The organism is Thermostichus sp. MS-CIW-41, from assembly GCF_054058915.1.
The window spans coordinates 47,105-69,407 of the sequence record NZ_JBSSBO010000008.1 but is presented as its reverse complement, the minus strand read 5'-3'; the positions used below and the strand labels follow the sequence as shown (position 1 = coordinate 69,407).

20 protein-coding genes and 1 tRNA gene are annotated in these 22,303 nt (G+C 59.0%); 14 read left to right on the top strand and 7 right to left on the bottom strand.

Features of this window, described 5'->3' with window-relative positions; all coding sequences use genetic code 11:
• The first annotated feature begins 3 nt into the window (after window positions 1–3).
• Window positions 4–1,089: a tRNA dihydrouridine synthase DusB gene (dusB, locus tag ACVWXE_RS04175; protein ID WP_414375158.1), complete on the top strand. Its 1,086-nt coding sequence runs from the start codon at window positions 4–6 to the stop codon at window positions 1,087–1,089.
• An 81-nt stretch (window positions 1,090–1,170) separates the two neighbouring features.
• On the opposite strand, the gene leuB is transcribed toward dusB, so the two are convergent.
• The 3 genes from leuB to petB all read right to left on the bottom strand — a co-directional run bounded on the left by leuB (window position 1,171) and on the right by petB (window position 3,752).
• On the bottom strand, window positions 1,171–2,286 hold the full coding sequence (leuB, locus tag ACVWXE_RS04170) for a 3-isopropylmalate dehydrogenase (protein ID WP_414399133.1): 1,116 nt from the start codon (window positions 2,284–2,286) through the stop codon (window positions 1,171–1,173).
• A gap of 207 nt (window positions 2,287–2,493) precedes the next feature.
• Entirely contained in the window at window positions 2,494–3,006 is a 513-nt protein-coding gene (gene petD / locus ACVWXE_RS04165; protein WP_011433236.1) for a cytochrome b6-f complex subunit IV, read from the bottom strand.
• A gap of 98 nt (window positions 3,007–3,104) precedes the next feature.
• Complete coding sequence (petB, locus tag ACVWXE_RS04160; RefSeq protein WP_041436518.1) at window positions 3,105–3,752, bottom strand: cytochrome b6; 648 nt, start codon at window positions 3,750–3,752, stop codon at window positions 3,105–3,107.
• A 188-nt stretch (window positions 3,753–3,940) separates the two neighbouring features.
• Here petB and ACVWXE_RS04155 point away from each other — a divergent pair, with 188 nt between their 5' ends.
• The 4 genes from ACVWXE_RS04155 (at window position 3,941) to ACVWXE_RS04140 (ending at window position 8,329) form a co-directional block, all read left to right on the top strand.
• A complete protein-coding gene (locus ACVWXE_RS04155; protein WP_457489667.1) occupies window positions 3,941–5,218 on the top strand; it encodes a S41 family peptidase in 1,278 nt (425 codons plus the stop codon).
• Window positions 5,219–5,373: 155 nt separating this feature from the next.
• Window positions 5,374–5,928: a phycobiliprotein lyase gene (locus tag ACVWXE_RS04150; protein WP_457489666.1), complete on the top strand. Its 555-nt coding sequence runs from the start codon at window positions 5,374–5,376 to the stop codon at window positions 5,926–5,928.
• 98 nt (window positions 5,929–6,026) lie between these two features.
• A complete protein-coding gene (locus tag ACVWXE_RS04145; RefSeq protein WP_414389191.1) occupies window positions 6,027–6,551 on the top strand; it encodes a hypothetical protein in 525 nt (174 codons plus the stop codon).
• 437 nt (window positions 6,552–6,988) lie between these two features.
• Entirely contained in the window at window positions 6,989–8,329 is a 1,341-nt protein-coding gene (locus ACVWXE_RS04140) for a hypothetical protein (protein WP_457489665.1), read from the top strand.
• Between the two features lie 123 nt (window positions 8,330–8,452).
• Here the strand turns inward: ACVWXE_RS04140 and ACVWXE_RS04135 are convergent, their stop codons facing one another.
• Window positions 8,453–8,770 carry a DUF3067 family protein gene (locus ACVWXE_RS04135; RefSeq protein ID WP_011433229.1) on the bottom strand — a complete coding sequence of 106 codons (318 nt, stop codon included), beginning with the start codon at window positions 8,768–8,770 and terminating at the stop codon, window positions 8,453–8,455.
• 183 nt (window positions 8,771–8,953) lie between these two features.
• Here ACVWXE_RS04135 and ACVWXE_RS04130 point away from each other — a divergent pair, with 183 nt between their 5' ends.
• Together ACVWXE_RS04130 and ACVWXE_RS04125 are read left to right on the top strand one after the other, a co-directional pair.
• Complete coding sequence (locus ACVWXE_RS04130) at window positions 8,954–9,472, top strand: cytochrome b6-f complex iron-sulfur subunit (RefSeq protein ID WP_414351678.1); 519 nt, start codon at window positions 8,954–8,956, stop codon at window positions 9,470–9,472.
• A 122-nt stretch (window positions 9,473–9,594) separates the two neighbouring features.
• Window positions 9,595–10,578: an apocytochrome f gene (locus ACVWXE_RS04125; protein WP_414423627.1), complete on the top strand. Its 984-nt coding sequence runs from the start codon at window positions 9,595–9,597 to the stop codon at window positions 10,576–10,578.
• 161 nt (window positions 10,579–10,739) lie between these two features.
• On the opposite strand, the gene ACVWXE_RS04120 is transcribed toward ACVWXE_RS04125, so the two are convergent.
• On the bottom strand, window positions 10,740–11,552 hold the full coding sequence (locus ACVWXE_RS04120) for a PhzF family phenazine biosynthesis protein (RefSeq protein ID WP_457489674.1): 813 nt from the start codon (window positions 11,550–11,552) through the stop codon (window positions 10,740–10,742).
• Between the two features lie 244 nt (window positions 11,553–11,796).
• Between ACVWXE_RS04120 and groES the strand changes: the two genes are divergently transcribed.
• The 7 genes from groES (at window position 11,797) to ACVWXE_RS04085 (ending at window position 19,514) form a co-directional block, all read left to right on the top strand.
• Window positions 11,797–12,108 (top strand): co-chaperone GroES, encoded by a 312-nt coding sequence (gene groES / locus ACVWXE_RS04115; protein ID WP_011433225.1) that lies wholly within the window; start codon window positions 11,797–11,799, stop codon window positions 12,106–12,108.
• Between the two features lie 90 nt (window positions 12,109–12,198).
• Window positions 12,199–13,827: a chaperonin GroEL gene (gene groL, locus ACVWXE_RS04110; protein ID WP_457489664.1), complete on the top strand. Its 1,629-nt coding sequence runs from the start codon at window positions 12,199–12,201 to the stop codon at window positions 13,825–13,827.
• Between the two features lie 338 nt (window positions 13,828–14,165).
• The gene (locus tag ACVWXE_RS04105; RefSeq protein ID WP_457489663.1) at window positions 14,166–14,960 is read left to right on the top strand and encodes a DUF429 domain-containing protein; all 795 of its coding nucleotides are present in this window, start codon (window positions 14,166–14,168) and stop codon (window positions 14,958–14,960) included.
• A gap of 101 nt (window positions 14,961–15,061) precedes the next feature.
• Window positions 15,062–16,225, top strand: coding sequence for a GuaB3 family IMP dehydrogenase-related protein (locus ACVWXE_RS04100; RefSeq protein ID WP_457489662.1), 1,164 nt, complete (start codon window positions 15,062–15,064; stop codon window positions 16,223–16,225).
• Window positions 16,226–16,265: 40 nt separating this feature from the next.
• Window positions 16,266–16,337 (top strand) — tRNA-Val (locus tag ACVWXE_RS04095).
• A gap of 112 nt (window positions 16,338–16,449) precedes the next feature.
• Window positions 16,450–17,667: an RNA-guided endonuclease InsQ/TnpB family protein gene (locus ACVWXE_RS04090; RefSeq protein WP_457489661.1), complete on the top strand. Its 1,218-nt coding sequence runs from the start codon at window positions 16,450–16,452 to the stop codon at window positions 17,665–17,667.
• 266 nt (window positions 17,668–17,933) lie between these two features.
• The gene (locus ACVWXE_RS04085; protein WP_457489660.1) at window positions 17,934–19,514 is read left to right on the top strand and encodes an iron uptake porin; all 1,581 of its coding nucleotides are present in this window, start codon (window positions 17,934–17,936) and stop codon (window positions 19,512–19,514) included.
• Between the two features lie 127 nt (window positions 19,515–19,641).
• Here the strand turns inward: ACVWXE_RS04085 and ACVWXE_RS04080 are convergent, their stop codons facing one another.
• Together ACVWXE_RS04080 and ACVWXE_RS04075 are read right to left on the bottom strand one after the other, a co-directional pair.
• Window positions 19,642–20,481: a DUF6671 family protein gene (locus ACVWXE_RS04080; RefSeq protein ID WP_457489659.1), complete on the bottom strand. Its 840-nt coding sequence runs from the start codon at window positions 20,479–20,481 to the stop codon at window positions 19,642–19,644.
• Between the two features lie 69 nt (window positions 20,482–20,550).
• Window positions 20,551–22,257 (bottom strand): SulP family inorganic anion transporter, encoded by a 1,707-nt coding sequence (locus tag ACVWXE_RS04075; RefSeq protein WP_457489658.1) that lies wholly within the window; start codon window positions 22,255–22,257, stop codon window positions 20,551–20,553.
• Window positions 22,258–22,303: the final 46 nt, after the last annotated feature.

The following is a 22,303-nucleotide window of genomic DNA, read 5'->3' as shown; positions in this document are numbered from 1 at the left end:
CCGATGGGCCTGCAGCTTTCGCCGGAACTCCAAGCCCGCTTGTCCCAGCCCCTCAATATCGGTGGGGTGAAGGTTTTGAGTCGCGTCTTTCAGGCGCCACTGTCAGGGGTAACCGACCAGGTCTTTCGAGGGCTGGTACGCCGTTTTGCCCCCCACAGCTTGGTCTACACGGAAATGGTCAGTGCGACCGGCTTGCACTATGCCCGCCAGTTGCCCCGCATCATGGAGGTTGGCGAGGGGGAGCAGCCTATTGGCATCCAACTGTTTGATTGTCGGCCCGACTTTCTGGCGGAAGCGGCCCGCATGGCGGTGGACGAAGGGGCGACCTTGGTGGACATCAACATGGGCTGCCCGGTGAACAAGATTACCAAAAACGGCGGTGGCTCTTCTCTGCTCCGCGATCCCGACACGGCAGCGCGAATTGTGGAGGCGGTGGCCAACGCAGTGGAGGTGCCCGTAACCGTGAAAACGCGCCTGGGCTGGTCAGATCAGGAGATCAACATTTTGGATTTTGCCCACCGTCTGCAGGAGGCAGGGGCGCAACTGCTCACCCTGCATGCCCGGACACGCGCCCAAGGCTTCAACGGCAAAGCCCGCTGGGACTGGATCCGCCGCGTCAAACAGCACCTGCGCATTCCCGTCATCGCCAATGGGGATATTTTCTCGACAGCCGCAGCGGTGAAGTGTTTGGAAGAAACCGGCGCCGATGGGGTGATGTGCTCCCGCGGCACCATGGGCTATCCCTTTCTGGTGGGGGAAATCGATCACTTCCTGAAAACCGGTCAAGAAAGACCGGCCCCCACTCCCCTGGAGCGGATTCAAATGGCCTTAGAGCATCTGCGCGGTCTCTGGGAGTACAAGGGAGAACGTGGCATCCGTCAGGCCCGCAAGCACATGACTTGGTACATCAAAGACTTTGCCGGAGCCTCTCAATTCCGTGCTCTCCTCTGTCGCATTGAGACGGTGCAGGAAGGGGAAGCCCTGCTTCTTCAAGCCATGGAGCGCTGCCAAGAAGCCACACCTCGACCGGAAGAGGCCATTAAAACCACCGAGGAGGTCGACCTTCTCCCTGAAGCCGGTTGGGCGTAGCTCCAAGGATCCCCACAATTGGAAATTGCTTGGAAATCGCCGCACGTCTGCCTTGGCTGTAGCCTGTGGCCCCGAAAAAGGCTATTGCGCCTGCTGCTGGGACAGGGCTGCCACCAACTTTTCTCCCATTTCCTGGCAACCCACTAAAGTCATTCCCTCAGAGTAGAGGTCTGGGGTGCGGTACCCTTGCGCCAAAACGGCTTCTACCGCCTGTTCGATGCGGTCGGCAGCTTGCGGCTGATCCAGGGAGTAGCGGAGCATCAGGGCGCCGGAGAGCACCTGGGCAATGGGGTTGGCTTTGTCTTGTCCGGCAATGTCGGGAGCCGACCCATGTACCGGCTCGTATAGGCCGGGGCCAGAGGATCCCAGAGAGGCAGAGGGCAGCATACCAATAGAGCCGGTCAGCATGGCCGCTTCATCGGAGAGGATATCGCCGAAGAGATTGCCCGTGAGGATGACGTCGAACTGCTTGGGCCAGCGCACCAACTGCATGGCGGCATTGTCGATGTACAGGTGGGAAAGTTCCACCTCCGGGTACTCAGCCGCAATGACATTGACCCGCTCCCGCCACAGTTGCGACACCTCGAGAACGTTGGCTTTGTCCACCGAGCAGAGCTTGCGCCGACGCTTGCGGGCCAGCTCGAAGGCAACTCGGGCAATCCGATCCACCTCAGCTTCGCTGTAGACCATAGTGTTCACGCCGCGCCGGGATCCCTGGGCATCCGTGAAGATTCCCTTAGGTTGGCCGAAGTAAATGCCCCCCGTCAGCTCCCGCACTACCACCAGGTCGATCCCCGAGATCACCTCTGGCTTCAGGGAGGAAGCCCCCACCAGTTGAGGGAAGACTTTTACCGGGCGCAAGTTGGCAAACAGCCCCAGCCCCGCCCTCAAACCCAACAAGGCCCGCTCGGGGCGTTTCTCAGGAGGCAGAGCGTCATACTTGAAGTCGCCGACAGCAGCCAGATAAACGGCATCGCTCTCTTGAGCCATTTTCAGGGTTTCTGCCGGCAAGGGATCCCCAGTCTGGTCGTAGGCAGCCCCGCCGATTAGGCCCTCTTGCCACTGGAGAGCAAATCCCATCTGCCGGGCAACTGCATCCAAAACGGCTCGTCCCACCCGCATGATTTCGGGGCCGATGCCATCTCCGGCAAGGGCTGTGATCCGATAGGTTCGAGCAGTTGAAGAAGAAGTGCTCATGAGCGGTCAAGCTGAAGATGAGGGCGTAGAGATACTACCATTTCGGCGGACTTGCCCATCCCTTGGCACACAGGTTTGCAGACAACTCCTCTAAAAAGCTCTCCAAATAACAAAGTGCAGCCTGGCCACCAACCTGCTGCACTCTGATGGTGATTCTGATGGTGATGATGAAGATCAACCCATCAAGCGGGAGTCCCAGATGTTCTTTTAGAACAAGCCCAAGGTGACCCACTTATCCAAGGGCAAGGTGGCACCTATGCCCAGGTAGAGGGTGACCAAGGTGCCGATCAGGAACACCGTTGTCGCCACCGGGCGGCGCAAGGGGTTTTGGAACTTGTTGACGTTTTCGATGAAGGGCACAAACAAGAGACCCACAGGAATGGCAGACATCAGAGCAATTCCCAACAGCTTGTTGGGAGCAATCCGCAGGATGTGGAAGGCGGGGTAGAGATACCATTCCGGCAGAATTTCCAGAGGCGTAGCAAAGGGATCCGCCGGCTCCCCTACACCTGCCGGATCCATGACTGACAGGCCAACGATCACTCCAATAGTGCCCAGGATCACCACCGGAAACATAAAGAGCAAATCGTTGGGCCAAGCGGGCTCACCATAGGTCATGTGGCCCATGTTTTTCTTCAGCTTGGCTACAACTTTGGGATTGTCTAGGTCAACCTTGCGGGTAATGGCCTCGGTCGCTATCACCTGTTTTGAGACAGCCATGAGAGTTCTCCTTATCTAGGGGCAAAAGTTCTGAAAAAGTGGCAGGTAAAGATCCCAGTTACCAGGAAAGTCAAAGGCGTCTGGGAGTCAAACCTTGCTCACAAAGGCCCAGAAATGCCTTGGCGGCGGATCATCAAAAAGTGCATGGTCATAAAGACTGCGGTCAGCCAGGGTAGCACGAAAGTGTGCAAGCTGTAGAAGCGAGTCAGGGTAGCTTGACCCACTGCTTCGCCGCCCCGGATCAGTTGCACCAACAAGTCGCCCACCACCGGAATGGCACTGGGCACACCTGAGACGATCTTGACTGCCCAGTAGCCCACCTGATCCCAGGGCAGGGAGTAGCCGGTAACGCCGAAGGAGACGGTCAGCACCGCCAAGATCACGCCGGTTACCCAGGTCAGCTCGCGGGGCTTCTTGAATCCCCCTGTCAGATAGACCCGGAAGGTGTGTAGGATCATCATCAGCACCATCATGGAGGCGCTCCAACGGTGGATGGAGCGCAACAGCCAGCCGAAGTTCACCTGGGTCATGATGTAGTTCACCGATTCAAAGGCCTCAGCCACCGTCGGACGATAGTAAAACGTCATGGCGAAGCCGGTGGCAAACTGAATTAAGAAGCACACCAGCGTCACCCCGCCGAGGCAGTAGAAGATGTTAACGTGAGGCGGAATGAATTTCCCTGTTGCGTCGTCGACGAAAGGCGTAATCTCCAGCCGCTCGTCCAACCAGTCGTAAACTTTGCTCATAATGCCTGCAATTCTTGAAATTGGATCTCGAGGGCGGGGCAAGCCCACTCCACTCAGCAATGTAACACAATCTTTTAACACCATCCTGGCGTCGGGCTCAGCTTGGGGACGAAGATCTCGATCCCAGGAGGCCAGGCAAGTTTTCGATATTGCGTTTTGTTCATGTTTCTTAATGTTTTTTGGGATCGATGGTTGTGCAGAAGCCGAGATACACAGGGATCCGCTGGAGAGGGTGGGGGATCCGCATTGTCTTGCTTGGGTGTTTGCTCTGGGCGAGTTTGGGCATTGGCGCCTGTACAGGGCAGGCCAGCCGCTGGGGAGAAGAGCAGCAACTGCTGGCGCAGGCTTGGGCCTATGTGGATCGGGCCTATGTGGATCCGGGGTTTAACGGGCAAAACTGGTGGCAGGTGCGGCAACGGTTTCTCTCCCGGCCCTTAAAGGAGCGCAAGCAGACCTATCAGGCCATTGAGGAGATGTTGGCCACTCTGGGGGATCCCTTTACTCGCTTTCTGGATAAAGAGCACTACCTCAGCCTGCAGACCTCCACAGCCGGCGAGCTGAGCGGTGTCGGCTTGCAGATTGCCATCGATGAGCAGGGGGCGGTGCGGGTGATTGCCCCCATGGAAGGCACTCCTGCCGAGCAGGCCGGGATCCAACCCCAGGATGAGATTTTGGCGGTGGATCGGGTGCCGGTGGCGGGGCTGAGCCTGGACGAAGTGGCCGAGCGGATGCGGGGGTGCAGCGGCACGCCGGTTACTTTGAAGCTGAGGCGGCAGGATCGCATTTGGGAGGTGGAGCTGGTACGCCAATCGATCACCATCAACCCCGTGCACACCCGTTTTTTTGAGCTGCCTCAGGGATCGGTGGCCTACATTCGCCTCAGCCAGTTCAACGGCAATGCTGCCGCTCAAGTCCGCCAAGCCATTCGGGCCGCAGAAGCTCAAGGGGTGCGGGGCTACATTCTCGATTTGCGCAACAATCCGGGGGGACTCTTGCAGGCGGCCATTGAGATCGCCCGCTTCTGGATCCCCAAGGGTGACATTGTGCTGGTGACGGATCGCCACGGCATTCAAGACAGCATTCCCGCCACCGGCGAGGTGCTCACAGAGGCGCCGCTGGTGGTCTTGGTAAATCAGGGCAGCGCCAGTGCCAGTGAAGTGTTGGCCGGGGCACTTCAGGACAGTGGGCGAGCTCAACTGGTGGGAACGCGCACCTTTGGCAAGGGTCTGATTCAATCGCTGCTGGAGCTGGCGGATGGCTCGGGGCTGGCGGTGACCACGGCCAAGTACCTTACCCCCAGCGGCCACGACATCCATCGCCAGGGGATCCAGCCCGATGTGGTGGTGGCGGAGGGATCCATTCCCCTGACGGCAGAAACCTTGGCCGGGCCGGAGGACATCCAGCTGCAGCGAGCCTTGGAGTTGTTGGGGCAGACCCAAGGGATCCCGGTGGCCAAAAGCGGGTGAGGGAGGAGATCCCGCTCCAGACCCAGATCTCAATCGTTGGCATTCAGGATTTGGATTCCTGTTTGTTTTCAATTCGTTTTAGGATCAGAGGCAGGGTTTTCTGGGCCACTTCTCGGCTCCAGCGCCGGTTTCTGACTCTGTCCGCTCCCGCCCGCATGAACGCCATCCAGAAATTTCACCACTTTTTCAACTGCTGCATTGGGGCTTGGCGCACAGAGCGCACCTACCATTACCTAGACCGTGGCGAGGTGGAGCGCTCCCGCACCGAGTTCACCATTCGCACTCTCACCCCTGAGCTCAAGCACAAGGTGCTCGCCGACAACAACTACCCCAACCACAACGTGGATGGTTTTTTGGGCTTTCACTTGGCTTTTGAGACCGTTTCCGAAACGGGGGAGGAGGCCGGGCAAGAGCTGAACATGCTGTTCGTCCCTCGGCAGGAAACCCCCCTGGGGCTGCAGGGAGACTACCTGCGGGATCGGGCCTACGAGGAAGATCGCCCGATGGTGGCGGCTTTCCGGTTTGATCCCGGATCCCTGCGACTGGTGATGACCACCACCTACACTCGTGTGGTTGCTGTAGATACCATCACTCTACTGAATCCGCGCCTGCGCCTGCGGCAGATCCTTACCTACCAACGTCCCCCTCAGGGTCAGCCTTTGCAGGAGCTGTTGCTGGTGGGGTTTGGGGTAGAACAGAAGCTGACGTGACCTACTCCCGCACTCATGCTGATGCAAAGCGCTCCGCGCCGCTAAAGCGAGAGAGGACGGGGCTTCCCGGCGGTCTAGCTAACCTGCGGATCCTGAGCATGACGCTTCCCAAAGACCTGAGATTGTCTCAGCACTTGGCTCTGATCCAGTTGAGGTTCGAGCGAGGACAATACCGGCAGGCGCTAGAGGAGGTTAAGCAGGCCCAAAGCCGCTATCCGCAGTCGGGTAAGCTACGGCTCTGGCAGGCCCTGGCCCAAGAAGCCCTTGGCGAAACGCAGGAGGCCATCCTGTTGGCCCAAACCTTGCTGCGCAACCCAGATCCAGAAGTTGCCCAGCAGGCTCGCTATGTCTTGGGCATCTGGCAAGCCCCTCGTCTGCGGCGTCCAGCGGAGTGGTTGAGCGAAATTCCCGATCTCAGCCGGCTGGAGGAAGCTGATCCCCCAGAGTACCGCTTGGCCTATGGGCGCTCCCAACGCAAAGGCCCTTCCCCAAGATCTGGCGCTCCTTCTGGGGATCCCCTCAGCCGCCGGGCAGCGGATCCCCCGCTGGACACTAAGCCCCTCATCTGGGTGTTGATCGGGATCCTCTCGACCCTGCTGGCCGTGATGGCTTGGCTGCCCTAGAGGGGGGTATAACCCTCGCCGCTGCTGGGTTAGTGGGGAGCATGCCTCTAACCCCCAAAACCCTGAACTTTGCTGAATTTACTGAGCTTTAGGCGGTTTGGCAAAAGTCATTGAGAGGGATATAGTAGACCAAGTTTCCCCCTGATCCTTGAGTCCACCGCAACGGTTGCCGGGAAGTGAAGGGGGAAAGCGCTCGGGGGGTATTCCTCAGGGCTTTGCGGGATACCGCCTTCCTGTTTGGACTCCGTCCCGCTGACGCGAACAGAGATAGGCAGGATGCGATCGCTTCTTTCCTGAACCATGTTCAGGAGAGTTCAGCGTGAATGTATCAGATACTGGGAATAGAGGAGACGCTAGGTCTAGCTCAGGGGAGCGGATCTGCGTCCAGGGATCCCGACAGGCTCCTCGGCAATTGGGGCAGAAAGCGGAGGTTAAGAGTGGCTACACAAACATTGGTGATGGATGCAGTGGAGCAGTTGGGCCTGCGGGTCACGCTGGGAGATATTGCATCCAGCACGGGCTTGGCTCTACACGAGGCCAAACAAGAGCTGCTGAATTTGGCCCAAAAGGCGGAGGGGCATCTCCAGGTTTCCCGGCAGGGGGAGATTACCTACGTTTTTCCACCGGATTTTCGCAGCATTCTCAAGCGCAAGGAGCAGCAGGATCAGCTGGCGGCCCTGCGGCGCAAACTGTGGGGGGGCTTCCTCTATGGGCTGCGCATCTCCTTCGGCATCCTGCTGGTGGTGTCGATTGTCTTGATCGTCCTGGCGTTGATTGCCTTGCAAATGGCCAGCAGCCGCGAGCAGGACAATCGCAGCCGGTCGCGGGGGATAGGGTTTTACTACTTCCCCAACCTTTGGATCGGCAACCCCTTCTGGGATCCCTATCCCTACTATGGCAGCTACTCCGGTCGGACGCGCCCCCACCAGCCGCAAAAATCCGAGCTGAACTTCCTGGAAGCGGTGTACAGCTTCCTCTTTGGGGACGGGGATCCCAATGCCAACCTGGAGGAGGAGCGCTATGCCCTCATTGGCCAACTGATTCGTGCCAATGGGGGGGTGATCGCAGCGGAACAGGTGTTGCCCTACCTGGATGTGGAGCCGGGATCCCCGGCCTTGGAATACGAAGATTACATGCTGCCCATTTTGCTCAAGTTCGACGGCCAGCCGGAGGTCAGCGAGGATGGGGACATTGTCTACCGCTTCCCAGAGCTGCAGGTGGCCGCCTCAGAGCGCAAGCCCAAGGGGATCCCTGAGGTGTTGCAGGAGAAACCTTGGGTGTTCAGCCGGGCCACGCCTGGTCAACTGACCCTGGCAGGAGGCTTGGGAGTTCTCAATTTCTTTCTGGCCGCCATTCTCTATGGGGCACGGGAGGAGGTGGCAGCGGCAGCCGGCAGCAATGCTTTTTTGGCCTTCATCTACCCGTTGATCGGCTTCCTCTTCCTCTACGGCACGCTGTTTTTGGCGGTGCCCGCCGTTCGGTGGTTGACCTTGCAAATCCGCAACCAGGGAGTGGAGCGTCGCAATCGTGTCCGGCAGCTTTGGCGAGAGCATCTGCAGCATCCCACAGAGGCGCTGCTGCGCAAACTCAACTTTGCCCGCCGCTTCCGCCGTCAAGAAGTTGTGCCAGAGTCGGACACCATTTACTCAACCGACCGGGATTTGATCGAGCAGCGGGACTACCGTCTGGACGAGCCGGCATTCCGCCAACTTTTGGAATCCAAAGCTCAGCAGGATCGCCCCGAAACCGAACAAGTGCGCAAGCCGCGTCCCCTCTAGAGAGGTCATGGCCGTTGGGCAAACTCCCGGTCTGCCGTTTGAGCTGAGACCCATTCGAGTTTCTTGCCCAGCCGGAGAATCCGGCGCTTGGGTTTGCTTGGACTTTTTTCTCCCCCGGAGAACTTACAGCAACCACTCCGAGACCCGCTCCCCCACCTTCTGCAAATCCAGAGGAATGGCCACCGCCTTGCCCATACGGGGTCTCTGACGGGTGGCTTCGATTTCCCGACGCACCGCTTCCCACACCCCCCAAGCCTGCAAATGGGCCAGCACGTTCTCCAAGTGGGCCAAATACTCGGCCTCGCTCAAGGGGAAGGAGGGCTGCTCCAGATAGCGCCACATCACCAGCAGCACCACCTTCTGCTGGATACGCCGCAGCTGCACGTCGTAGGAATAGCCCCACTTCTCGCGCAACAAAGCTTGAAAGTCGGATCCCTTCATCAGACTTGTCTGAGGCTGGCTTGGATCTGGCTCCAATCGCGCTGGGTGGGCCGCTCACCTTGGGAAGGAAGGCCACGGCCTCTTACAGCGTTGCATTTCTTAACGATATTGGCCAGAGGGGTCGGTTAGGATGATGTCGCTTGTCAACGAACGTTAAAACTTCTCAGGTCTGCATTTGCCATTATGACGGAAGCGGTTAGCAACTTTGAAGCGCCCCCCATGAGCCGGCGGGTTCTTCTCAATGCCCTGCTCAGCGGCTCTGTGGGAGTCGTGGTGGTGGGCGCCCTCTACCCGGTGGTGAAGTACTTTATCCCGCCCTCTTCCGGTGGAGGGGGTGAGGGCCTCATAGCTCAGGACGCTCTCGGCAAGCCCATCAGTGTCAGTGAGCTGTTGGCCACCCATGCTGCCACGGACCGGGTGCTGGCCCAAGGTTTGAAAGGGGATCCCACCTACATCGTGATCGACAACGGGGCGGTGGCCAACTATGGCCTCAACGCGGTTTGTACCCACCTCGGTTGCGTGGTGCCCTGGAATGTGGGGGAAAACTTGTTTAAGTGCCCTTGCCACGGATCCCAGTATGCGGCCAATGGCAAGGTGATCCGGGGACCGGCTCCCCGCTCGCTGGAGCTGGTGAGCGCCACTGTGGATGGCGACAACGTCCGCTTCAGCCCTTGGCAAGGCCCCGATTTCCGGGAAACCTAAAGGGCAAGGGATCCCGCTGGCTGTGCCGGCTTTTGCCGAACGATTTGGGGCAAATTGTCGAGATGGCTGTTCCAAGACTGTGTCCTAAACCTGTGATGGAAATTCATTCTGAGCTGAGAGTTATGAAGCGAATCTGCTTGGCCTTCTGTGGGCTGCTGCTGTTGCTGGGGATGGGGGCACGTCCGGCGGCAGCCTACCCCTACTATGCCCAGATGGCCTACGACAACCCCCGCGAGGCGACTGGAAAAATTGTCTGTGCCAACTGCCACCTGAACGCCATGCCCACTCGCGCCGAGGTGCCCCAGGCCGTCACCCCCGGCCAGGTGTTCACCATCAAAGTTGGGATCCCTTATGACCTGAGCAAGCAGCAGGTGCTGGCAGACGGCAGCAAGGGTGGGTTGAATGTGGGCGCGGTGGTGGTCTTGCCGGAGGGCTTCCGTTTAGCCACCGAAGCCGAGATGACCGAGGAACAACGGCAAGAAACTGCCGAGACCTACATCACCCCCTACAGCGACGCGAAGCCCAACATCCTCCTGGTCGGGCCTTTGCCGGGCGAGCAGCATCAAGAAATCGTCTTTCCAGTGGTGGCCCCTGACCCGAAAGAGGATCCCTCGGTGGCCTTCATGAAGTATCGCGTTTACATCGGGGCCAACCGAGGTCGCGGTCAGCTTAACCCCGACGGCAGCCTCAGCAACAACAACGTTTTCCGCGCTCCGGCCACCGGGCGTCTGGTCAACATCGCCACCCTCAACTCCGATATCAGCGATCTGCCGGCTGAATTGGCCAGCCTGGTGCCCCCGGAATACGAGCTGCCGGGCACGCGGGTTCTCAGCTTCGAGACCGAAAGCGGGATCCAAAACCTGGTGGTGCCGCCTGGGCCGGAACTGGTGGTTGCTGTTGGCGACAGCGTCAAAGAAGGGGATCCCGTCACCAACAATCCCAATGTGGGCGGCTTTGGCCAGGTGGAGCGGGATCTGGTGCTGCAAAGCCCGGAGCGGGTGAAATGGCTGGTGGCTTTCCTGGCAGCCGTTACGATTGCCCAGCTCTTATTGGTGCTCAAGAAAAAGCAGGTGGAGCTCATTCAAGCCGCCGAAATCCTTGGCTAGCTCAAGCTCTTTCCTGGCCTGCACCTCGGAGGTATCCGAGGTGTTTTTTGTTCTGTAGGGCTGATAGCAGTCGTGGTTTTTATTACCATCTATTTCAACTGCTCGCCCTAGCGGGCCGGAGGCCTTGTTCCCTGCCGCTAGCACCCTAGTCGACAACGGTTCTAAGGCAGCCTCAGCTCTCCTCTGATCACCAGCACCGCTTGCCCAGCAATCTCCACCCGTGAGCCTCGATCTCGGCACCACAGCTCGCCCCCGCGGGCCGAGAGCTGGTGAGCCTTCAAATCAAGTCGGCCCAGGCGTTTGGCCCAATAGGGCATCAAAAGACACTGGGCGGATCCCGTCACCGGATCCTCCGGGATCCCCAGCCGAGGGGCAAAAACGCGGCAGACGAAATCCGGCCCATTCCCCAGAGCCGCCCCAGAGGCTGTGACGATCAACCCCGGAACGGGGAGCGCTTGAACCTGGGCCAGATCCGGTTGCACCTGCTGCACCTGTCCCGCCGAAGCCAGCACCGCCACCCCCATACCCCCGCGGTACAGCTCCACAGGTGGGATCCCTAAAGCCGCTGCCACCTGCTCCTTGGCTTCTGGCCAAGGTTCCGGAGTTTGAGCAGGAAAATCCATGGCCAGGCGATCCCCTTGCCGCCGCACCTGCAACAGGCCACTGCGGGTGGAAAAGGCTACCCTCTCCGCCTCAGGATGCACCTCGGTGAACAGCACATGGGCACCAGCCAAGGTGGCGTGGCCACAGAGATCCACCTCCGTCGTCGGCGTAAACCAGCGCAGCCCATAGTGGGGAACCTCGCCCTGGGATCCCTGGGGAAGTAAAAAAGCCGTCTCCGACAAATTGTTCTCTGCGGCAATGGCCTGCATCAGCGCCTCTGGCAACTCCTGGGGCAGCAGACACACCGCCGCGGGGTTACCTGCAAAAGGCACTGCCGTAAACGCATCCACCTGAAACAACGGGATCCACACCTTCTCAACCCAGCCCAACTCAGGCCATGATCCCACACCGGCACCAAAAGTAGGGGGATCCGCACCCCGACCGTACCCGCCAAAAGCGGGATCCCACCGACAGAGGCTATTGTCAGGCCAGAAAGTTGGCTGATAAACTAGCACTCGTAAGTCGAGAGTGCTAAGTCGCTTCCCTTCGGGGAAGTGGAACTAATGGAAATGAAAACTTCAGCTTCGTGCTTTAGGATCACGGAGGACATTCGTCATGGCTGCAGTAGCTCTTAACGTCTCTACCCTGAAGCCGCTGGGCGACCGCGTGCTGGTCAAAATCGCTCAGCAGGACGAGAAAACCGCAGGTGGGATCTTCTTGCCGGACACTGCCAAGGAAAAGCCCCAGGTGGGGGAAGTGGTTGCTGTTGGCCCTGGCAAGCGCAACGACGAGGGCAAGCTGATCCCGATGGAACTGAAAGCCGGCGACAAAGTGCTCTACTCCAAGTATGCCGGAACCGAAGTCAAGCTGGGCAGCGATGAATATGTGCTGTTGGCCGAGCGGGACATTCTCGCCATTGTTCAGTAATGGTCAGTGATTCAGCAGCAGTTCAACGAACGATTGAATCCTTAAGACTCTGTTTCACCCTTACCTGCATTTGCATCGGAGAGGTTGACTATGGCCAAATCAATCATCTTCAGTGAAGAAGCCCGCCGCGCTCTAGAGCACGGCATGGATATTTTGGCAGAAGCCGTAGCCGTTACCCTGGGTCCCAAAGGGCGCAACGTCGTGCTGGAGAAGAAGTTTGGCGCCCCCCAAATCATCAACGACGGGGTAACCATTGCCAAAGAAATTGAGCTGGAAGACCACATTGAGAACACCGGCGTTTCCTTGATCCGGCAGGCGGCTTCCAAGACCAATGACACGGCTGGGGATGGCACCACCACGGCCACGGTCTTGGCTCACGCCATGGTGAAAGAAGGTCTGAAAAACGTGGCTGCCGGCGCCAACCCAATTGCCCTGAAGCGAGGGATCGACAAGGCGGTGAAGTTCTTGGTCGACAAGATCGCCGAGCATGCCCGCCCGGTGGAAGATTCCAAAGCCATTGCCCAGGTGGCGGCCATTTCCGCCGGTAACGATGAAGAGGTGGGCCGCATGATTGCCGAAGCCATGGACAAAGTGGGCCGCGAAGGGGTGATCTCCCTGGAAGAAGGCAAGTCCATGACCACCGAGCTGGAAGTGACGGAAGGGATGCGCTTCGACAAGGGCTACATCTCCCCTTACTTCGTCACCGACACCGAGCGGATGGAGGCGGTTCTGGAAAACCCCTACATCCTCATCACCGACAAGAAGATCACCCTGGTTCAAGACCTGGTACCGGTTTTGGAGCAAGTGGCTCGCGCCGGTCGTCCCCTGCTGATCATCGCCGAAGACATTGAGAAAGAAGCGCTGGCCACCCTGGTGGTGAACAAGCTGCGGGGTGTGCTGAGCGTGGTGGCGGTGAAAGCGCCTGGCTTTGGGGATCGCCGCAAGGCCATGCTGGAAGACATCGCCATCCTGACCGGCGGTGAGGTGATCAGCGAAGAGCGCGGCCTGAAGCTGGAGAACGCTCGCCTCGATTCCTTCGGCACTGCCCGTCGCGTCACGGTAACCAAAGACAATACCACCATCGTGGCGGAAGGCAACGAAGCGGCCGTGAAAGCTCGTTGCGAGCAAATTCGCCGTCAAATTGAGGAAACCGACTCCACCTACGACAAAGAAAAACTGCAAGAGCGCCTGGCCAAGCTCTCCGGCGGTGTGGCAGTGATCAAAGTGGGCGCGGCCACTGAAACCGAGATGAAAGACCGCAAGTTGCGCCTGGAAGATGCCATCAACGCCACCAAAGCGGCGGTAGAAGAAGGGATCGTTCCCGGCGGCGGTACCACCTTGGCACACCTGATCCCGGTGGTAACCGAGTGGGCGCAAGCCAACCTGTCCGGCGATGAACTGGTGGGGGCCAACCTGGTCGCCCGCGCTCTGGGCGCTCCGCTGCGCCGCATTGCTGAGAACGCCGGCCAAAACGGCTCCATTGTGCTGGAGCGGGTGAAAGACAAGCCCTTCAACACCGGCTACGATGCCCAGAACGACGCCTTCGTGGATATGTTCGAAGCGGGCATTGTAGACCCGGCCAAGGTTACCCGTTCCGCCCTGCAAAACGCCGCTTCCATTGCGGGGATGGTGCTGACCACCGAAGCAATCGTGGTGGACAAGCCCGAGCCCAAAACCAACACGCCGGCAAGCAGCGGCATGAGTGACTACGACTACTGATCTGTTGATTGCCACAGGGAGGCGGATCCCTGAGGCTCACCGAAGAGCCCATGGGCACTTCGCTTCCTGGCCAGGCATCTTGGATGAATCTTTCGGGATCCCCTGGTGGGATCCCTTTTTTATGGATTTTTATTTTTTATCAAGACAGGCGAGCTGGCGGGATCATTCCCAATACCCATGCAACAGCAGCGCAACTGTCTGTGACGTTGATCCCCCTCTACCTTTGGGAGAGGGGCTGGGGGTGAGGGCGCCGGAGCCATGCAATCGGGAACTGCCTCAAACTGGTTTTTTGATAACGACTCTGATTCTGTCCAACTTGAAGAGAAGGGGAAGGCGGTGTGGCTCAGTTGATCTGCATTGGCCTGGATCTGGCCTGGTCAACCCGCAACCCTTCCGGTCTGGCCACGCTGCGAGTCCAGCTCGGGGATCCCGGCAGGCAAAACTTGACAGGCCATCTGGTCGATAGCCGCATTCTCCAAACGGATGAGGAGATCCTGGACTACATTCAAGCTCAGGCGGGCGAAGATCCCTGCTTGGTGGCGGTGGATGCCCCCCTGCGCGTCCCCAACCTCAGCGGACAGCGACGGGCCGAGGCCGAACTGAACCGGGTGTTTCGCGCCTATGCAGCCGGGGCCCACCCGGCCAACCGCCGGCTTCTAGAAAAAAACGGCCAGGTGAGAGGGGAAGCCTTGGTGCAAGCCCTAGCCAGTTATGGCTTTCGGGAGCAGGCCAGCATCGAGCGAGGAAAACTTACCCGCCAAGTGACCGAGGTCTTCCCCCACAGCGCCTTGGTCAGTCTCTTCGGCCTCAGCCGCACCCTGAAATACAAGGCCCGCCCCCGACGCACCTGGCCAGAACGGCAACAAGCTTGGCAACTTTACCAGCATCATCTGCGCTCTCTGGCTGCCGCTGACCCGGCTCTCCAGGATCACGAAGAGCTGCTCCAAGTGGAGGTGGGATCCCTCAAGAGCCGTCGGCTCAAAAACTACGAAGATCAAGTGGATGCCTTGATGTGTGCTTACATCGCCCTCTACGGGTTCCGCTGGGGATCCGAGCGCTGCCGCAGTTTCGGCAACCTGCAAGAAGGGCACATTTTCACGCCCTTGCCCCCTCGAACCTTTGGGGCGGATTGAGACCCGCTCCGGGATCGCAGCCAAGAGAACAAGACTCTCGCTGGCCTTGGATCCCTCCTTGGCGGCATGATAAGAACAAGGATCCGCAGAACAGGGGAAAAATGGACGTGCAACTGGGCCGCAATCGGCAGGCAAGACGCGCTTACGGGCTGGATGAAATCGCGCTGGCCCCAGGCAGACGAACGCTGGATCCCAGCCTGGTGGATACCCACTTCACCCTGGGAGGGATCCAACGGCAAATCCCCATCATCGCCAGCGCCATGGATGGCGTGGTGGATGTGCGAATGGCCATTTTGCTCTCGGAGCTGGGGGCCTTCGGGGTGTTGAACCTGGATGGGATCCAAACCCGCTACGCCGATCCCGATGAGATTTTGGATCAGATTGCGTCGGTGGGCAAAGACGAGTTTGTGCCCCTAATGCAGCGCCTCTACAGCGAGCCGGTGAAGCCAGAGCTAATCCAAGAACGCATCCGCCAGATCAAAGCTGCTGGCGCCATTGCCGCCGCTAGCTGCGTGCCCGCCCACGCCGCCCAATACGGCCCCCTGGTGGCTGAAGCCGGGGGGGATCTGTTTTTCGTTCAGGCCACGGTGGTTTCCGTTCACCACAAGGTTCCCGAAGGCATGGAACTGCTGGATCTGGCCCAATTTTGCCGGTCGATGCCCATTCCTGTTGTGGTGGGCAACTGCGTTACCTACGATGTTGCCTTGGAGCTGATGCAGGCCGGAGCTGCCGGTGTCTTGGTGGGGATCGGCCCGGGGGCTGCCTGTACCTCCCGCGGCGTGTTGGGGGTGGGGGTACCACAGGCTACAGCGATTGCCGACTGTGCCGCTGCACGGGAGCAGTTTTTGGCGGAAACCGGCACCTATGTCCCTGTGATTGCCGATGGCGGATTGGTGACCGGTGGCGACATTTGCAAGGCCATCGCTTGTGGAGCCGATGCAGTGATGATCGGATCCCCCTTGGCCCGCGCCTATGAGGCCCCCGGTCGCGGCTTTCACTGGGGCATGGCCACCCCCAGCCCCGTTTTGCCCCGCGGCACCCGCATCCGCGTGGGATCCACCGGCACCCTGGAAGAGATCTTGTGCGGCCCCGCCCGCCTGGACGACGGCACCCACAACCTCTGGGGTGCTCTGCGCACTAGCATGGCCACCCTGGGGGCTGCCAATCTCCGAGAAATGCAGCAGGTGGAGATCTGCATCGCCCCCTCCCTCCTGACCGAGGGGAAGGTGTACCAGAAGGCGCAAAGCCTGGGCATGGGGAAATAGTTCTTTGGGAATGCTAAACTCGGTGGACTGGGATCCCCCAGGGCGGTTAGCTCAGCGGTAGAGCGCCTGCCTTACAAGCAGGATGTCACTGGTTCGAGTCCGGTACCGCCCATCCCCACCGGAGCTTGCAGCTTGAGAGCTCTGTCTCAGCTAGAAATCGCAGGAGCCCCGCACTGTACCCGTAGGGTCAGTGTCGGGAGGAATGCGGAAGTTATGATAGAACCATGACCCAAGTCCTGACCGTCCCCTGCAAGCTCAAGGTGTCCCAGTCGCAAGCCGCAAAGTTGGATGCGACAATGGATGCCTTTGTGCAGGCGTTGAACTGGGTCAACCAAAACACACCAGAAAAAGTAGTCAACGCAGTCAAACTCCAGTCCCTTTGCTATTACCAGATTCGCGCTCGGTTTGGCTTGTCCAGTAACTTGGCAAGGACTACGTCCCGCTTACGCGACCAGCAGGTCTGCAGACGGCTGGCCGGTGCCCGTAAAGTTGCCCAACAGAAAAACCGTCCGGTCAAAGCGTTCAAGAGAGGCTTTGCGACCTACGATGCCCGTATCTTTTCGTTTCGCGAGAAAGACTGGACGGTGTCGCTGACCACGGTGGAGGGTCGGGAGCGCTTTGAGCTGGCGATTGGCCGCTACCAGAGAGAACAGTTGGCAGGCTCCAACCCCAAATCCGCCACTCTGGTCAAGCGCAAAGACGGTTCCTACTCTATTCAGATCTGTGTGGAAGCGGAGCCATCCCCACCGCAACGCACGGGCAGAGTGCTGGGGGTGGATTTGGGAAGGACGGATATTGCTCATACGTCAGAAGGGGATAACTGGAATGGACAGCAGTTGAACAAAGTCCGAGACCATCACTCGCGGTTGAGGGCGGTACTCCAACGCAAAGCCAGTAAGGGCACCCGCAGTTCGCGGCGCAGATGCAGAGAACTGTTGCAACGGCTGTCTGGCAAGGAGAGGCGCTTTCAGGCGTGGGTCAATCATCGCATCTCCAAAGCTATTGTCTCTAGGGCAAAGGCGACAAACAGCGCTATTGCTCTGGAAGACTTGACAGGGATCCGGGAAAGGGTCAATCAACAGCCACGCAGCAAAGCTGAGCGCCGCAGAACCAATAACTGGGCGTTCTACCAGCTTAGGATGTTCGTGGTCTACAAGGCCGCCATTGCCGGAGTACCTGTGGTGCTGGTTCCGCCTGCCTACACGTCGCAGACCTGCCACCGGTGTTTGCACATCCATCCCGATCCTACGCAATCCTATCGCAGTGGAAAGAAGTTTAAGTGTGGACACTGTGGATGGGAAGGGGATGCGGATTTGAATGGTGCGAATGTGATTGCGCTTTTGGGGGCTGCTGTAAACCAGCCTAGAGGTCCGTGGTTGGCTTGCCAACTGCAGGGCTACCGAAAGCCCGCCCTGTACTGCGAAGCAGTCAGAGTCGGGTAGTTTACTTTGAGATACACCCGCTAGCCAGAGCCGGATCCCTGAGGTAGAGTAGTGGATATCGAGCCTCGATCATCTACCGCAGTTGGGTCTCGCATTGAGTCTCGCGCAGAAAGTGTGTAAAGTGGTAGACGATGTGGACTTCGGCTGTATCATGTCTTCCCAGAGTCCGCGATTGCCAGGCTCGTTATTGAGGTAGGCAGTTTGTCGCTTCTATGAGGACACTTCTACAGCCAAAAAGGTGTGAGGAAAAGAACAAGGAGAGAAACATGCCCGCGAAACACGCGAACTACTGGAAAACGCTGCTGGCCGGCACTCTGGGTGCAGCAGCGATCCTGACCCCTGGAGTGGCTTATGCCCAAGCTACCGGGCCGGTCACCTCCATCTCTGAGCTTTCGGATGTGCAGCCCACCGACTGGGCCTTCCAAGCCCTGCAATCCTTGGTGGAGCGCTACGGTTGTATTGCCGGCTACCCTGACCGCACCTTCCGCGGCAACCGGGCTATGACTCGCTTTGAGTTTGCCGCCGGTATGAACGCCTGCTTGGATCGCATCAATGAGTTGATTGCAGCCGGTTTGGCCGACAAAGTCTCCAAGGAAGACTTGGCCACTCTGCAGCGCTTGCAAGAGGAATTTGCTGCTGAGCTGGCAGCCCTGCGCGGGCGGGTGGATGCCCTGGAAGCCGATGTTACTGATTTGAAAGGGAAGGTCTTCAACCCGGTTACCAAGTTGAATGCCCAAGTCATCGCTGCTGTTGTAGGCAGCGCTCTCACGGAAGACAGAGTTGTTGATGGGAAGGTAGTGGCAGAGCAAAACCAAGCCAACATGACTCTTCCCTATCGGGTACGCTTGAACTTCGATGCTTCTTTTGTGGGTCGCGATCGCCTGCGCATTCGTCTCCAAGCTCGCGATGCTGTGACTGAGTTCTTTGAGGGGGATCCCGGCCTTGGCTTTGGCGGTGGTGGCGGTGGCACTTTCACCCTGGCCCAGCTGGTTTATCAATTCCCTGCTTTCGACCGCGCTGCTACTATCTACACGGGCATTACGGGTACGGGAGTGGGGAGCGTTCTGCAGTACAGCACGCCCTTTGATGCCCTGTCGGACTTTGCCGATGCTCCCAAATCTACGGCAGATGTGCCCAGCGGAACCCTATTTGGTTTTCGCTTCCGTTTGAGCGACCAGTTTCGTTTAGCCTACGCCTACAGCACCAGAAGAGGGCAAGCCTTGGGGAGAGGCTTTGGCGACAGTGGCTTGACAGGTGATGATAGCGCTCACACCGTCGAGCTGGGCTTCTTGCCAACCGAGGGCTTGGAGTTTTACCTTCAGTTTGCTTCCACCTACCTGCAGCAAGCAAATGACGGCCCCACCTTCCTGGCCACGGGTAAAAGTCTCTTCCGTGGACCAGTAAGAGGAACGCAGGTCGATGTCTCTGCGCGGGTAAACGCCTTTACAGTCGCAGCCAACTGGGAGCTTAGCCCTCGAATTACCTTGTCTGGCTGGTTTACGGCTGGCAATGTGGATTACAACTTGCCCAACGTGGTACCGGCTGGCACTGTGGATCCGGGTGAGGAAAACTTTAATGGTTTCCTCTTTGGCTTTGTTTTCCCTGACCTCTTTGTGGAGGGTGCCACAGGCGGGATTGTATTTGGGCAGCCAATCGTGACCACAGACAACGACGGAGTGTGGGATACTCGCCCCTTCGTTGTGGACGTCTACTACAGCTTCCCGGTCAACGAGTACATTACTCTAACGCCTGCTGCCTACTTTGTGAGCAACCCCAATGGCGGCAGACCCGGAGACAACGACCCAACCATTGGCGTGGGGGCTTTGCGAGCTGTGTTTACTTTCTAGTTCTTAAAATCCCTGCGCTGACATCCAAGTTGCTAAGTAGGGATCCACTGGGTTGGATCCCTATTTTCTTACATCAGCCCCTCTGGGGGGATGAAAGCCTGGGCTTGACGTCAAGCTTGGGACAAAGCTAGGGATTACAAAAGGCACACTGAGCGGGATCCGCCCAGGGCTCTGCCACAGGCTCGGTGTGGGTGTGGGAACAGCGAGCACAGCCATATACCCAAGCCTTGGCCACGGGGGTGGGGGCGCCACATTGACCGCAGGGCAGTCCAGAGACCGAGCGGATCCGCCAGTAGCCGGGAGTGCCGCAGGCCGGGCACAGGCTTTGGGCTTTGGCGATTAGGTTTTGGGTGGCGGCTGCGATGACTTGGAGCCGGGTTGGGTTGTACAGGGCCCGCATGTCGGTTTCCAGATGCAGGCCACCCTGCCGAGCCAGCAGCTCCCCCACCACCTGCTTCAGGGTTGCTTCGTCTTGGATTCCTTTGTGGATAACCTGGGGCTTTTCTGGCCGGTCGAGGGCAATCAGGGCGTGCTGGGGAAAACCCGCTTTCTGGGCAAAGTCCAGCGCCTCTGCAAAGCTGTGTACCCAGCGATGGCTGAAATTGGTTTGGGTGCTCTCTGCATAGCCGACCAGCTCCAAGGGCTCCGCGCCGGGTTCAAAAACCCTGAGCATGACCCACTCCTGATTCCAAGGGATCCAAGGGATCTGGGGGTGGGGGCCAAAGGATCCCTCGCTGGCCAAGCCCAGAGCTTCAGGATGATCCTGCAAAGCCCTTGCAATCTTCAGGCGCAGAGTCTGTAGGGGATCCCCCGGTCGGGGCCGCTCCCGCGAGAAGGTGCCCAGTTGGTCGGTGTCGAAAGCTACTACTTGAACTTGGATCCCCAAATGTTCGGCCAAGAGAGGGCCGATGACCTGCTCTTTGCGATGCATGGTTGCCAAGTAGGCGACCCGACCCTTCCATTGCATAGACTCAGACTTAACCTAGATCTGGCAAACGGATCCCGCAGCTTTGTGGCTCAGGCCAATTGGGGTTACTCAAACCAGGGGACTGGCCTCGAGCGGCAAGCCCAACTGGGCAACAGCCTCGGCCAAGGCCACCTCACGGCTGTCCACAAACCGCTCTGGGGACAGTGGCAGATGCAGGCTTTCTAGGCGCTGCCGGATCCGACCTCTAGCTCCGACAATCCACACCTGTTTGCCCCGATCCAGGGCCTCGCGGATGGCATTTTCCAAGGATAGCGTCGCCGAAACTCCCAGCATCGGCACATCTGATAGATCCACCACCAGCGCTTGGCAGGAGGCCACCGCCTGATGTTGGCGGGAAATGGCTTGGGAAACCCCGAAGATCATCGGCCCGCTCAGGTAAAACAGCAACACCTGCCCGCATCCCTGGCGCAGCAATTCCCTCTCACGGGGAGTGAGATCCACCGCATCATCGGCATCGGTAATGGCTTTCACCTCTTCGGAGTGGATCTCGCTGAGGCGTTGGATAGTGAGCAAGTTGGCCACAAACACTCCCACTCCCACTGCAGCGATGAGATCCACAAACACCGTCATGAACATCACTCCGTACATGATGGCTGCCCCTTTGAGGGAAAGGCGGTGGGCCCGCTTGAGGAAGCTCCAGTCGAGGATATCCACCCCCACCTTAAAGGCGATCCCTGCCAGCACCGCCATTGGGATCCCTTGCGTGAGGGGAGCTGCAAACAGCACCACCATCAACAGAATGAGGGCGCGGGTGACGCCCGCCAGAGGGGTACGTCCCCCCGACTGGATATTGACCACCGTGCCCATGGTTGCCCCTGCTCCCGGCAGCCCTCCCATGAAGCCGGACACCAAGTTAGCGATCCCCTGCCCGATCAGCTCTTGGTCGGAGTCGTGGCGGGTGCGGGTGAGGTTATCGGCAATGACTGCCGTCAAGAGGGTATCGATGCAGCCCAGCATCCCCAGCACCACTCCATCCAGCACCAGGTTAGCTAGAGAAGCAAAGGGCAACTGCGGCCACTGCAACTGCGGCAAACCGGTGGGGATGGGGCCAATGCGCCGCAAATCCCAATCGGCCATAAACAAGCTGGCCGCCAGCGTTCCCAACACCAAAGCCACCAACTGCGGCGGCACCACCCGTCGCCAGGGCTTGGGATAGCCAAAAAGGATGGCAAGCGTCAGCAACCCCAGCCCCAGCTCTGGCATCTTGAGGTTGAGCAGGTAGGTCGGCAGGTTCTGCACCGCCCCAATCACTCCCCCCTGGCTGGCGTGGCCCAGCAGCGGCGGGATCTGCAGCAAAATCATGATCCAGCCGATCCCGGACATAAAGCCGGAGATAACGCTGTAGGGCATGAGGGTGATGTACTTGCCCAGTTTCAGGGATCCAAACAGGATCTGAAATAAGCCCCCCAGCATCACCACGGTGAAGGCCGGCCCCAGCCCCTGCTCCGGATAGCGGGCTGTAACATTAGCAACCACTGCCGTCATCATCACAGTCATCGGCCCGGTGGGTTCGGAGATGAGCGTGGGCGTACCCCCAAACAGAGCCGCAAAAAAGCCCACGCATACTGCTCCGTACAAGCCCGCCACCGGCCCTGCCCCCGAAGCCACCCCAAAGGCCAAGGCCATCGGCAAGGAAACAATCGCCGTCGTCAGCCCGCCGAAGAGATCCCCGCGCCAGTTGTCTAGGCTCAGACGTCGGTGCCAATCCAGAAATCTCCTGTTGCCGGACTGTTGTTCTTTCGCTTGGCTCAGCATGCCCCAAAGCCCTCCACGCTATGGGCAGCCTATCATTGAACGTTAC